The 13,665-nt window shown below is 38.6% G+C and carries 12 protein-coding genes; 10 read left to right on the plus strand and 2 right to left on the minus strand.

Translation table 11 applies throughout. From position 1 onward, the window contains the following. Nucleotides 1–100 precede the first annotated feature (100 nt). The gene (gene clpS / locus GQO39_RS03535; RefSeq protein ID WP_156851000.1) at nt 101–472 is read left to right on the plus strand and encodes an ATP-dependent Clp protease adapter ClpS; all 372 of its coding nucleotides are present in this window, start codon (nt 101–103) and stop codon (nt 470–472) included. A 6-nt stretch (nt 473–478) separates the two neighbouring features. Then, on the plus strand, nt 479–2,830 hold the full coding sequence (clpA, locus tag GQO39_RS03540) for an ATP-dependent Clp protease ATP-binding subunit ClpA (protein WP_156850971.1): 2,352 nt from the start codon (nt 479–481) through the stop codon (nt 2,828–2,830). Nucleotides 2,831–2,837: 7 nt separating this feature from the next. Here clpA and GQO39_RS03545 read toward each other — a convergent pair whose 3' ends face one another. After that, nucleotides 2,838–3,260, minus strand: coding sequence for an HIT family protein (locus GQO39_RS03545; RefSeq protein ID WP_007551972.1), 423 nt, complete (start codon nt 3,258–3,260; stop codon nt 2,838–2,840). A gap of 137 nt (nt 3,261–3,397) precedes the next feature. Then, a complete protein-coding gene (locus tag GQO39_RS03550; RefSeq protein ID WP_007551970.1) occupies nt 3,398–3,859 on the minus strand; it encodes a RidA family protein in 462 nt (153 codons plus the stop codon). Nucleotides 3,860–4,003: 144 nt separating this feature from the next. Between GQO39_RS03550 and GQO39_RS03555 the strand changes: the two genes are divergently transcribed. The 8 genes from GQO39_RS03555 to bamA all read left to right on the plus strand — a co-directional run bounded on the left by GQO39_RS03555 (nt 4,004) and on the right by bamA (nt 13,627). Next, nucleotides 4,004–4,828, plus strand: coding sequence for an EipB family protein (locus GQO39_RS03555; protein ID WP_156850972.1), 825 nt, complete (start codon nt 4,004–4,006; stop codon nt 4,826–4,828). Nucleotides 4,829–4,986: 158 nt separating this feature from the next. Beyond that, nucleotides 4,987–5,760, plus strand: coding sequence for a 30S ribosomal protein S2 (gene rpsB, locus GQO39_RS03560; protein WP_007551968.1), 774 nt, complete (start codon nt 4,987–4,989; stop codon nt 5,758–5,760). A gap of 108 nt (nt 5,761–5,868) precedes the next feature. Continuing rightward, on the plus strand, nt 5,869–6,792 hold the full coding sequence (tsf, locus tag GQO39_RS03565; RefSeq protein WP_156850973.1) for a translation elongation factor Ts: 924 nt from the start codon (nt 5,869–5,871) through the stop codon (nt 6,790–6,792). Between the two features lie 157 nt (nt 6,793–6,949). Then, nucleotides 6,950–7,675: a UMP kinase gene (gene pyrH / locus GQO39_RS03570; RefSeq protein WP_007551966.1), complete on the plus strand. Its 726-nt coding sequence runs from the start codon at nt 6,950–6,952 to the stop codon at nt 7,673–7,675. A gap of 31 nt (nt 7,676–7,706) precedes the next feature. Continuing rightward, nucleotides 7,707–8,267 carry a ribosome recycling factor gene (gene frr / locus GQO39_RS03575; RefSeq protein WP_156850974.1) on the plus strand — a complete coding sequence of 187 codons (561 nt, stop codon included), beginning with the start codon at nt 7,707–7,709 and terminating at the stop codon, nt 8,265–8,267. A gap of 783 nt (nt 8,268–9,050) precedes the next feature. Then, the gene (locus tag GQO39_RS03580; protein ID WP_156850975.1) at nt 9,051–9,866 is read left to right on the plus strand and encodes a phosphatidate cytidylyltransferase; all 816 of its coding nucleotides are present in this window, start codon (nt 9,051–9,053) and stop codon (nt 9,864–9,866) included. 15 nt (nt 9,867–9,881) lie between these two features. Further along, complete coding sequence (gene rseP / locus GQO39_RS03585) at nt 9,882–11,030, plus strand: RIP metalloprotease RseP (protein WP_156850976.1); 1,149 nt, start codon at nt 9,882–9,884, stop codon at nt 11,028–11,030. A gap of 200 nt (nt 11,031–11,230) precedes the next feature. Continuing rightward, nucleotides 11,231–13,627, plus strand: coding sequence for an outer membrane protein assembly factor BamA (gene bamA, locus GQO39_RS03590; protein WP_156850977.1), 2,397 nt, complete (start codon nt 11,231–11,233; stop codon nt 13,625–13,627). Nucleotides 13,628–13,665 lie beyond the last annotated feature (38 nt).

Genomic DNA, 13,665 nt, shown 5'->3' on the forward strand with positions numbered 1-13,665 from the left:
CTAACCATAGTAGGAAATTTTCTTCTTCACATAAAGAGGTATTACAATAGTTATGGAAGAACTTAATGTTAATAAAAAATGTGCTACACGAGAAACGACAATGGTACAGAAGCTAACAACGAACCCTATAGCGCACATTATGCACAATGAAAAGGGCAAGAATTGGGATAAAAGCAGGCATGATGCTATTATAATGCCCACAATTAAACTAAAAATTCAAAAGCCTAAGTTATATCGTATTCTTTTACTCAATGATGATTACACACCTATGGATTTTGTTGTTTTTGTTTTGAAAAACTTTTTTAAAAAAAGTTTCGAAGAAGCAACACATATTATGTTAAATGTTCATCACAATGGGGTAGGCGAATGCGGAATTTATAGTTATGAAGTTGCTGAAATGAAGGTAGTACAAGTTAGAGAATACGCATGTCAAAATGAACATCCATTACAGTGTGTAATGGTATGGAAGTGAGGGACTATGCCATCTTTTACACCTAGTCTTGAAGAGGTTTTGCACCGTGCATTAACAATTGCTGCTCAAGCGCGGCATGAGTATGCTACATTGGAGCATCTTCTGCTTGCTTTGTTAGATGATGCTGATGCAAATTCAGTTATTCAAGCTTGTCAGGTAGATGTAGAAGAATTGCGAGAGCGCTTAACCAACTATATCCAGTCAGAATTGGATGTACAGATTAGAGCTGATGAAGATACAAAACCAACAACATTCTTTCAGCGTGTTATCCAGCGTGCGGTGATTCATGCTCAATCAGCTGGAAAAGACGAAGTATCAGGAGCGAATGTCCTCGTTGCAATTTTTTCTGAGCGCGAAAGTTATGCGGCATATTTCCTTCAAGAGATGGGAATGACACGTTATGATGCTGTGCGTTTTATTTCACATGGTATCACGCGAGATGAGGGATTATCCATGTTACTTGAGGGGCTTGAAGAGCAATTGGATCAGCAGATTTCAGACAATGGTGAAAAGGTAACGAGTGCACTTACGAGTTATTGTGTTGATCTCAATTGTAAAGCACGCAATGGAAAAGTTGATTTATTAATTGGTCGTGAAATGGAAATTTCACGCATGATTCAGGTGTTATGCCGAAGATCAAAAAACAATCCTCTTTTGGTTGGTGATCCTGGAGTTGGGAAAACTGCCATGATTGAAGGATTAGCAAAACGCATTGTTGATGGGCACGTGCCTGAAGTTTTGTCAAATGTAACGATATTTTCCCTTGATATGGGAGGACTTATTGCTGGTACACGCTATCGTGGTGATTTTGAAGAACGGTTAAAGCAAGTTATGAAAGAATTTGAGCAGTATCCAGATGCTGTTTTATTTATTGATGAAATTCATACCTTGATTGGAGCAGGAGCTACATTGGGGGGGAATATAGATGCGGCAAATCTTTTAAAACCTGCATTATCTTCCGGAACTATTCGATGTATTGGTTCGACTACGTACAGAGAATATCGCAAAATTTTTGAACAAGATCGCGCTTTAGAACGCCGTTTTCAGAAAATTGATGTGAACGAGCCTTCTGTTATTGATGCGATTAAGATTTTGCAAGGGTTGAAGCCTTATTTTGAAAAGTTCCATCAGATCAAATATACTGATGAAGCGATAAGAGCGTCCGTAGAGTTATCTTCACGTTATATGATTGATCGACGCTTACCTGATAAAGCAATTGATGTTATTGATGAAAGTGGTGCAGCGCAAAAGCTCTTGCCAAAAAAGCAACGAAAAAAAAGTATAGGAGTTAAAGAAATTGAAGCGACTATTGCTACTATGGCAAGGATTCCACCAAAAACAATTTCTGGTGATGATCAAAAGATGCTTAGCAAGCTTGAAAGAGAACTTAAGCATGTTGTTTATGGACAAGATCAGGCAATTTCAGCATTAGTGTCATCAATTAAGCTGGCGCGAGCAGGATTGCGCGAATCAGACAAACCGATAGGAAGTTATTTATTTTCAGGACCAACAGGCGTAGGAAAAACGGAAGTTGCAAAACAACTTGCATCTTCTTTAGGCGTTGAATTATTACGTTTTGATATGTCAGAATATATGGAACGACATACAGTGGCGCGCTTAATCGGGGCACCTCCAGGTTACATAGGGTTTGATCAAGGCGGTCTCCTTACAGATGCAGTTGATCAGCAGCCTCATGCTGTCTTATTACTGGATGAGATTGAAAAAGCGCATCCAGAGCTATTTAATCTTTTATTACAGGTGATGGATTATGGTAAGTTAACAGATCACAATGGCAAAAAAATTGATTTCTGTAATATCATTTTAATTATGACGACCAATGCTGGTGCTTCAGATATGGCAAAGCCAGCTATCGGATTTGGCAAAGTGCTCCGTGAGGGTGATGACATTGAAGCAATTAATCGGCTCTTTACACCGGAATTTCGTAACCGGCTAGATGCAATCATACCATTTGCACCTTTATCTCAGTTAATCATCAATCAGATCATACAAAAATTTATTTTTCAACTTGAAGCGCAACTAGCTGATCGAGGAATTTGTTTTGAATTAACTCCTCTTGCTATGACTTGGCTTGCCAATAAAGGATACGATTCTCAGATGGGAGCACGCCCATTGAATCATGTTATACAAGAATATATTAAGAAGCCATTAGCTGACGAAATTTTATTTGGAAAATTGCGCAATGGTGGCACAGTTCGCGTATTGATACAAAGATCAAATGGAGGAAAAGAGAAATTACAGTTAAAAATTTCACCTTCCGGTATGTCTGTTGATTCAAAGAATAACGGAACAACGCATTTGATAAAAAAACGTGTGAAGAAAAAAAGCTCAATAACTTAAGGGCACTTTAAAGAGCTGCACGGATTTTTTTTGCATTTTCTTCAAGTATTTCTGTAGGCGTTATAACATCATTATGGGGGCAAAGCTCTATTCCTTTCATACGTGGTATAATATGGAAATGGAGATGATAAACGGTTTGGTGACTAGCAGATTCATTAAATTGCATGATTGTTATACCATCTGCCTGAAAGGCTTTTTTGGCGGCATTGGCGATTTTTTGAACAGCTTTAATAACTGGAAATAATGTTTCAGTATCCGCATCCAGTAGGTTTCTAGAGCCTTTTCTGGGTATAACCAGCGTGTGTCCTGGTGCTTGTGGCATGATATCCATGAACGCAATAACATCATCATCTTCATAGACACGAACTGAAGGAATTTCATTGCGAATCAATTTAGCAAAAATATTATTGTCATCATAAGTCTGTTTCATACAAATATTTCCTTTTAGGCTTTGTAATTCAGAATTTAAAAAAAACTAAAGCATGTAATGGTTAATAGAGAGCCAAAATTAAAGAGAGATTTCGTATTTGGTTGTCATTTTATGAACGTGTTGTTATTGATGAGGGCTTAAATTTCTATGATGGCTTCAACTTCTACTGGAACGTTCATAGGAAGAGAGGCAACACCAATAGCAGAACGAGCATGTTTCCCAGCTTCACCAAGGATATTAGTGAGTAAATCGGAAGCTCCATTGGCGATAAGGGGGATATCAGTAAAATGAGGGTCTACGGCAACAAAAACAGTAATTTTTACTACACGTTTTATTCTATTTAAATCACCAAGAGCTGCCTTGATTTGTGCGAGGATATTGAGTGCACAGGTTTCTGCTGATTTTTTTGCTTGTTCAACGCTAACAGTTGCACCAACTTTGCCGGTTACGATTGGCTTTCCATCAAAAAGGGGGAGCTGCCCAGAAATAAAGAGTTGATTGCCGCTTTGTGAAACTGCTACGTAGTTGGCAATGGGTTGTGTTGCTTCAGGAAGAGTGATTCCAAATTTTTTCAGGTGGTTTTCAATCGCGTTGGTCATAATTTAAACTCCATAGCTATTCTATAGTAAATCAATTGCATAAACTATTTTTTGATTTAAGAAAATGTGTGGTTAATTGAGGGGTAGTCCTTTTTCGCCTTATTGTATGATGTTATGCAATGGGGATAGGATTGGAAGTTGGGAATGTTCAGATCATTATTTATAATAAGTTTATATGTTGCTTTTTTATGTATTGCGAAAGCAGAAGAGTCCATTTTTATTGCACCTCATCGAGCAATTTATGACTTTCAGCTCGATAGTGTTTCTCATGACATGACAATTTCGGGGATGTCAGGGAGAATGGTCTACGAACTGACTGGTTCGGTATGTCAGGGCTATACCACACGTTTTCGTTTTATCAACCGTATTCATCTTGGAGATATGCTGGAGCGTTTAACTGATCAACAGACGACGAGTTATGAAACTGGTGATAGCCGTACATTTTATTTTAGTGTTACAGATCAAGTTGGACAAGAGGTTGCGCATCATTCTGAAGGTGTAGCTGAGCGTATTCAAGATGGAATTATAGTTAAACTAAAGAAGCCAAAGGAAAAAGAATACAAGCTTGCAATGGCCGAGTTTCCGATTATGCAACTGAAGAATATCATCCGCCATGCAAAAGCAGGTCATCGTTTCTACCACGTTACCGTATTTGATGGAACAGATAAAGCCGACAAAGTCAAAAGAGAAAGTGTGATCATTGGGGAAAAGAAATTTCCTTTCTCTGATTCTGAAACGAAAAAAATAGAAAAATTGGATGAGGAGGAATATTGGCCCATTACGATTTCTTATTTTGATGATGTAGAAAAAAAAGATGGTTTGCCAGTCTATCGTACTAGTTTTCTTTTATACGAGAGCGGCGTTATGCGTGATATTCATATAGACAAAGGGACTTTTTCAGTGCGTGCAAAATTGAGTAGTCTTGAATTTCTCGAAGTTGGGAAAGATCTTAATCAATGTAAACATTAAGTGATTGCAGAAAATAACTTGAAAAAGAATCAAATATTAGTATGTTCACGATATTCCACACGCGGAGTTTGGGTGTTTGCAAGGAAAATTTAGCAAATGTCCGCCGGTAGTAGGTTTACCTGCTTTTTCCGCGGAGGTTAAACCGGAAAGGATAAATTATGGCACTACCAGATTTTACTATGCATCAGCTTTTAGAAGCAGGTGTGCACTTTGGACACCAGACTCATCGCTGGAATCCCAAAATGACTCCTTATATTTACGGTCAGCGTAATAATATTCATATTATTGATTTGGCTCAAACTGTTCCTCTTTTGCATCAAGCCCTTAAACTTGTTTCAGATACGGTTGCACGGGGTGGTCGCATTCTCTTTGTTGGTACTAAGCGGCAGGCATCTGATATTATTGCTGATGCAGCGAATCGTTCTGCACAATATTATGTTAATGCGCGTTGGCTTGGCGGTATGCTCACAAACTGGAAAACGATTTCTCATTCAATACATCGCTTACGTAAGCTGGATAAAATTCTCGCTGCTGAAGCACAAGGTTTCACTAAAAAAGAACGTTTAAATCTTGAACGTGATCGTGAAAAACTTAATCGTGCGCTTGGTGGCATTAAGGATATGGGATCTGTTCCAGATCTTATATTTATTATTGATACAAATAAAGAGAATATTGCACTTCAAGAAGCGAAACGTTTGGGTATTCCGGTTATTGCTATTATTGATACAAACTGCGATCCTGATAACGTTACGCATCCGATTCCAGGTAATGACGATGCGTCACGTGCAATTTCTCTTTATTGTGATCTTTTTGCTCGTGCAGCTCTTGATGGTATTGCTCGCCAACAAGGTGCAATGGGCGTTGATTTAGGAGCTCAAGTTGAAGCACCTGTAGAACCTGTTTTGGAAAATGCGGTTCCAGTTTCTGAGTAATGTTAAAAAGCGCTTATTAGGCTGCTTAATTTTTTAAAGAATAGATTATAGGCGTGCACGAGTTTTTCTTTTTGCACGCTTTCACTGTTACAGAATAAAGAGGCAAATATGAGTATTACTGCTGCACAAGTAAAAGAACTTCGGGAATTATCAGGTGCTGGTATGATGGATTGTAAGGCAGCGCTGGTAGAGACCAATGGTGATATGGAGGCTGCTGTTGATTGGCTTCGTAAAAAAGGGATAGCCAAAGCAGATAAAAAAGCCGGTCGTACTGCGGCTGAGGGATTAATAGGAATTGCATCAAAGGATTCAAGCGCAGTTTTGGTTGAAATTAATTCAGAAACAGATTTTGTAGCGCGCAATGATGTATTTCAAGACATTGTGCGGAAAGTGGCAACAGCTGCTTTGGGAACCCAAGGGTGTGTTGATGCTGTTTCGGCGTCTCTCTACCCTAATTCTGAAAAGACTGTAGAGGCTACAATTAAAGATGCGATTGGTACCATTGGTGAGAATATGGAATTTCGGCGTTCTGCCAAACTCTCCGTTGAGAATGGTGTAGTTGCCAGTTATATACACAATAGTGTGGCCGATAATCTTGGAAAACTTGGTGTTTTGGTTGCTATTGAAACGACAGGGGATAAAGAAGCAGCAACAGCTTTTGGTCGGCAGGTTGCTATGCATATTGCTGCAACTAATCCGTTAGCACTGACAGCGCAAGATGTTGATGCCAGTGCTGTTGAGCGTGAAAAGGCGATTTTTTCAGATCAGGCACGTCAGTCTGGCAAGCCCGAAAATATCATTGAAAAAATGGTGGAAGGGCGTATGCGTAAGTTCTTCGAAGAAGTTGTTTTGCTTTCTCAGGCTTTCGTTATGAATCCTGATATGACTGTTGACGCGGCTTTAAAGGATGCCGAGAAATCTATTGGTGCGCCGGCAAAAATCACAGGTTTTATTCGTTTTGCGCTAGGAGAAGGTGTGGAAAAAGAGAATTCTGATTTCGCTGCAGAAGTTGCAGCTGCTGCAAAAGGGTAGCTATTTGTAGATTATTTTCAGTGATTTAGAATCACATCATTGATTTATACAGTCGCTTATATGAGAAAGTATGATTATTAAGGGGTCGTCACGCGATAAAGTGGTGCTCTTAGTGTGTCGGAAGCAAAGAGCAAATGTGCTTTTTGGGAGATTATCAATGACGTTAGCGCTACAGTACAAACGTATTCTTTTAAAGGTTTCTGGTGAGGCTCTTATGGGAGGGCAAAGCTTTGGAATTGATGTTTCCGTTGCAGATCGTATCGCTGCTGATATTGCTGAAGTGCGGGCGATGGGAGTAGAAGTCGCTATTGTTATAGGTGGGGGGAATATTTTTCGTGGAGTTGCTGTTGCTTCACATGGTGGGGATCGTGTGACAGGTGATCATATGGGGATGCTTGCAACTGCTATTAATTCTTTAGCGTTGCGAACATCGTTGACAAAATTAGGGATCGAAACGGTGGTATTATCTGCGATTGCTATGCCACAAATTTGTGAGAGCTTTTCGCAGCGTAAAGCAATAGGTTATATGAATCAAGGAAAAGTCGTTATTTTCGCTGGTGGTACGGGTAATCCTTTTTTTACCACTGATTCTGCTGCTACTTTACGCGCAGCAGAAATTGGTGCAGATGTTCTGCTGAAAGGAACACAGGTTGATGGTATTTATTCTGCAGATCCAAAGGTAGACCCGACAGCTAAGCGTTTTAATCAATTAACATATGTGGAGATTTTGCAATGGGGGTTGTCCGTGATGGATACAACAGCGGTTACTTTAGCACGCGAGAACAATGTCCCGATTATTGTATATTCCATTCATGAAAAAGGTGGTTTAGCCAAGGTATTAAATGGAACAGGACAGTTTACAATAGTATCAGAAAAAGGATAAGCTTCAAGGTGTAATTGAAGGAGACACAGATATGAGTATTACATCGATTATGGATGATCTGAAACGTCGCATGGATGGTGCTATTTCCGCTTTTAAACATGAATTAGGTGGTTTGCGAACAGGACGCGCTTCGACCAGTTTATTAGAGCCATTAACAGTTGAGGCTTATGGTTCTGTTGTGCATATAAATCAGGTTGCAAATATTTCTGTTCCGGAACCACGGATGCTTTCTGTTTCTGTGTGGGATAAAACGATGGTAGGAGCTGTAGAGCGTGCTATTCGCGACTCTGGACTTGGATTGAATCCTATCACAGATGGTATGAATTTACGTATTCCTTTACCTGAATTAAATGAAGAACGCCGTAAAGAGCTTGTAAAGATTGCACATCAATATGCAGAACAAGCGCGTGTTGCTACCCGCCATGTGCGCCGAGATGGCATGGATAATTTAAAAAAATTAGAAAAAGAAGGTGAAATTGGTCAGGATGAAGCTCATGGCTTATCTGAGAAAATTCAAAGACTCACGGACGAGACTATTGCTGATATTGATAAGATTTTGGCTGTGAAAGAATCTGAAATTATGCACGTTTAAGGCGATTTTGACGCTGGTAAAAGAATATTATTACGTCTGTCATATAAGGTTTGTGGAAAAAAGGTGGAGGTTATGTGTGCTATTGATAGTAGCATATGAAGCAGGGGAAGATGCGCTACGTTGCAATTCTATATTATAAAAATAACATCGATGTGAAGTGGTGAGTGTTTTTTAGAGTATCTTTATCTGAGCCTTGGATAAGGCTTCCTGCTGGGGTAAGCTATTTAACAAGATAGTAGAAGAATTTTGTTAAGTTGTATGAGGAAGTGTTTTCATTATTGGGGATTATTCAAATATTCTATGGCAAATTTTAGGGGGGAAATATGACTCAAAGGATAATGCCTTAATCTTGCTCTTACTTTCTATTATAAGAGATGTGATGGAATGCTATTATAAGAGATGTGATGGAATGGAGCGAGCGATCGCTGTTTTGCCAGTTTGTTTCTAGATGACTGATACTTTAATAAAAAATGCTTTTATACGAAGCAAATATCAGATCTGGAATTTCATAATTCACGTAGGTCGTGAGTAGCGGCTTTCTCCTTTTGAAGGTTGATAGATTATTGGAAACATATTTTGGGATTGATCTTGATACATAGACTTTTGAAGCCATTTTTACTGATTATTGATCTTATAAACGTTATTTTGGTATACTGGATTATTGATGATAAATTGTAAGAAAAGTTTGCAAAAGTGTGAATATAAAAATACTGCTTGGGAAAGTTCTTTGCTTGTATCAATTTTTAAGCTTGTATTTTCTATTTATATTGTTTGGATGTTATTTTGTCTAATCTTGTTTATCGTATTCTGACAGCTTTTGTTTTTGGCATTATTGCTTTGTGTTTAACATGGTTTGGAGGAATTTTATTTTTTTTGTTTGTATGGATTATTGGCGGTTTTATTCTTTATGAATGGATTAGTATCACTAAAGAGAAGTGGTGTGTTTTACAAAAAATATTAGCGAGTATTTTTTATTTGGTTTTTGGTTTTTTTTTAGTATCAGATATATCTGCTTCACTGGTTTTTTGTGTTTTGATAGTTTTGGCAACAGTGTTGGCAATTGGTCCTGTGCAAAAGAGTAGGTGGGTTTTTTTTGGTTTTTTATATACATCTTTTCCAGTTGCGGCTTTATCCTTTTTACGGGGGAATGAAACCCTAGGGTTTGGAGTTGTTATCTTCTTATTTACTATAGTGTGGGGAACAGATATTGCTGGGTATTTTAGCGGACGCGCGTTTGGCGGCCCTAAATTAGCACCAAAATTTTCTCCTAACAAAACATGGGCAGGGGCGATTGGTGGTACATTTGTCGGAGTTTCTGGTGGCATATTGGTTGCATTTCAATTTTTTAACATAAATTTAACCAGTTCTTTTGTGCTATTCCTTGCTCTTATTTTATCAATTTTCTCACAATTGAGTGATTTGGGACAATCGTGGCTAAAAAGGCATTTTTCTGTTAAAGATTCTAGTTCTTTATTGCCAGGACACGGTGGGTTTATGGATCGTATGGATGGATTAGTCGGAGCTGCTTTTCTCCTCTATTTAATTGGTTCATTTATGTCTGATATGGATACACCTTTTAATCTTTTTAGCATGGTTTAGTAGGGAGAAGATATCTTGGATTTTTGGGATCATATAATTGTTATAGGTCACTTTTTTTTGAGAAGTTTTGGCGTTCTTTTCGTTGTTATGATTATCATTTTTGTGCACGAAGCTGGGCATTATCTCATTGGGCGATGGTGTGGTATTAAGGCATCGGTTTTTTCTCTTGGGTTCGGGCCACAAATAATTGATTACACAGATAAGCATGGCACACAGTGGCGTTTAGCGCTTATTCCTTTGGGAGGGTATGTAAAGTTTATTGGGGATGAAGGAGAAGCTGATGTCCCATCGTCTCAATCATTTCCGATAGTTGATGGTTCATTTGCTAATGCGCATGCTTGGAAAAAAGCAGCAACTGTCTTCGCTGGTCCTTTATTCAATGCTCTTTTCACTGTTGTTATTTTAACATTTTTTTTCTTTGTTTATGGTCGTGTAGCTATTGAACCTGTTGTTGGTTCTTTGGTAAAAGATGCCCCCGCTATTCAGTCTGGTTTAGCATTAGGTGATCGTTTTGTTGAAATGGATGGTCGTCAGGTTGAAAGTTTTGAAGATTTGATGAGCTATGTGACTTTTCATGGTAGAAATCCTATAGAATTTAAAATAGAACGCATGGGGCGGGTATTTACGACAGTCATTACACCAAAAGTGATTGAGAGAGATGATGGTTTTGGGAATTTGGTTCAGAGTGGAGTGATAGGTGTTGGTGTCCCTGTTGATCCAGATAATCCTACGCGTTTAAATCCAACTTATGTAAAACATATTCGCTACGGTTTTGGCGGAGCTGTAAGAAAAGCGTCAGAACGTACTATGTTTATTGTCACCCAAACAATTCTTTTTATGAGTCGTTTAATAGGGGGAAAAGAAGATTATTGCCGGCTAAGTGGACCTTCTAAGACCGTTAAAATTGCTTGGAAAGTGAGTGAAACAGGTTTTATATCTTTGTTGAATTTTGCAGCTTTTCTTTCCATAAGTATTGGGCTTATTAACCTTTTTCCGATTCCACCGCTTGACGGTGGGCATTTATTATTTCACCTCATTGAGGTTCTTACTAAGAGGCCAATATCTGCTAAAATTCGGGAAATTGTTTTTCGCTTAGGCTTTTTCATTGTTCTCCTATTTATGATTTTTGCGTTCTTTAATGATTATTTTTGTTGGTTTAGCTAATTAAATTATGGAAAACATTTTATAAATTGGGTAATAATGGGAGGAATGAATTAAAGGTTGTTTACCATGTCCACAAAATGTTGTGGCGTTGTGTGTTGTAATAAGTAATTAAGGAATGGAAAGTCTCACTATAAGGGTTGTTATGGCAGTTAGCTTTTGAGGCATCATGTCCAAGGAATAAGATAAGGTAAAAGAAGCCAATGACTACAAATTCGAAGTTTTTAAATGTAGCATCTGTGTTGGTGTTAGGTATGGGAGTAGTTGCTCCAACAACAGCCTTTATGTCAATTGCGATGGTTGGAGAAGTGCAAGCATCTGTGGTCCATTCTATTGAGATTCGTGGGAATAAGTTTGTAAGTGCTCAGATAGTGCGCGACAATATGGGAATTAAAGCTGGACAGAGTTTTTCCAGTGGCGATGTCGATGCTGCAGTGAAGCGTCTTTTCGGATTGGGTTTATTTTATGATGTTAAAATAAATCAGGTTAGCAATAAGTTAGTTGTGTTCGTCAAAGAGTATGAGGTAGTCAATCAGGTATTGTTTCAGGGAAATAAATCTTTTAAGGACCCTGATCTTAAACGGTTTATTTCTTTAAAGCCGAATGAGCCTTTCAATTCTGCTAAGCTTTCAAAGGATATTAATACGATTCGTGAAGCTTATAAAACGGTTGGGCGTAATAATGTTGCTGTTACAGTTCAGACTATTAACTTAGGAAAAGGACGAGTAAATGTGGTCTTCAATGTTATTGAAGGGCGGAAGACAAAGATTAATGATATTATTTTTAAGGGTAATCATACTTTTGGAAGTCGCCGTCTGCGTGATGTGATTTCAACAAAGCCTTCAGGAGTATTCTCATTGTTGTTGGGCGGGGATATTTATAGTGAAGAGCGGTTAGCTGCCGATGAAGAAGCTCTACGTCGCTTTTATTATAATCGTGGTTATGCAGATTTTCGTGTTGTTTCCTCTAAGGCAATTTTTGATGAAGGGAGTAACGCATATAACGTTTATTTTGTTCTTGATGAAGGCGTGCGCTATAAAATTAGTGATATTCAAGTTGAAAGCGATATTGACGGAATTGATGTAAAATCTGTAAAAGGGCTTCTTAAAACTCGATCAGGTGACATTTACAACGCAGAAAGTATTGAACAATCTGTTGAGATTATCAATAATAAGGTTGCTGATTCCGGATATGCTTTTGCTAAAGTTGAGCCACGAGGAAATCGTGATTTGGCAAATCATACAATTTCAATTTTGTATAATATTGAACAAGGTCCGCGAGCTTATATTCAGCGCATTGAAATACGCGGTAATGAAAAGACGCGTGATTATGTTATTCGCCGTGAGCTTGATTTAAATGAAGGGGATGCTTACAATCAAACCTTAGTGCAAAGGGCAAAGCGTCGTCTAGAAAATTTGGGTTTTTTCAAGGCCGTTAATATTTCAATGGTTCCTACAGATCAGTCTGATCAGGTTACCTTGGTTATAGATGTCGTTGAAGCTTCGACAGGGGATCTTTCTTTGTCTGGAGGATATACAACGGGTGGTACAAGCCCTGGTATGTCGCTTGAGGTGTCTGTTACCGAACGTAATCTTGGAGGACGTGGTCAGTATGTTCGTTTGGGATTAGGTGCTGGGCAAGAAAAATCCCGTAATTACAATTTGTCGTTTGTTGACCCTTATTTTTTAGGTTATCGCTTATCTGCAGGTGTTGATATTTTCCGCAGTACTTACCGTGCTGATAAAGCATATGATGTCCGACAGACAGGTGGATCTCTTCGGTTTGCGATGCCTATTAATGATCAATTATCTGCTAATTTGGCTTATTCTTATGTACAGGAAGAATATGATTTTGGTAAGAAATATGATTTAAGTAAAGAGGCTGACATAAGAGAATTATATGGGAAGTATTCTGGAGCAATTGTTCAAGCAGCAAAGCATAGCCCTTGGAAGCGTTCATCCATTAGTTATGGTTTGACCTATAATACTATCGACGATATGAAAAACCCACATAATGGGTGGTACGTGCGTGTTCTTCAGGAGTATGCAGGTCTTGGAGGGAGTGCAAAGTTCTTAAAGACAACTGGTAAAGCGATGATGTACAAGACGCTTTCTGAGCAGATGGATTTTGTTGGTTTATTTTCCTTTGGGGGAGGATATATTCACGAAATAGGCCGAGACGGTGTTCGTATTTTCGATATGTTTAAAGCGAATTCTGATATGATCAGAGGGTTCAAATACAACGGAATAGGCCCGCTCCAAGTTTCCAATAAAGGTGAAGCTTATTTCTTAGGGGGGACAACTTATATGAATGCAACAGCTGAAGTACAGTTTCCTATACCTGTTGTGCCTGAAGGGCTAGGATTGCGCGGTGCTTTATTTGCAGATATTGCAACGCTTTATGGCAATAATTATAAACCTGTTTTTCAGGGTGAGGCGCCGGTTATAAATACCAAAAGCGCATGGCGTTCGTCTGCAGGTGTGAGTTTGATGTGGGATTCTCCATTTGGACCGCTGCGCTTTGATTATGCTTGGCCAATAAAAAAGCAGTCAGGTGATCGTGTACAGAAATTGAACTTTGGTATTTCTACGAAGTTCTGATTTGAATTTTCTTTAGAAGGAAAAGCTTTGAAGATAAT

Origin of the sequence: Bartonella refiksaydamii, assembly GCF_902652675.1 — a bacterium.
Lineage (GTDB): Bacteria > Pseudomonadota > Alphaproteobacteria > Rhizobiales > Rhizobiaceae > Bartonella > Bartonella refiksaydamii.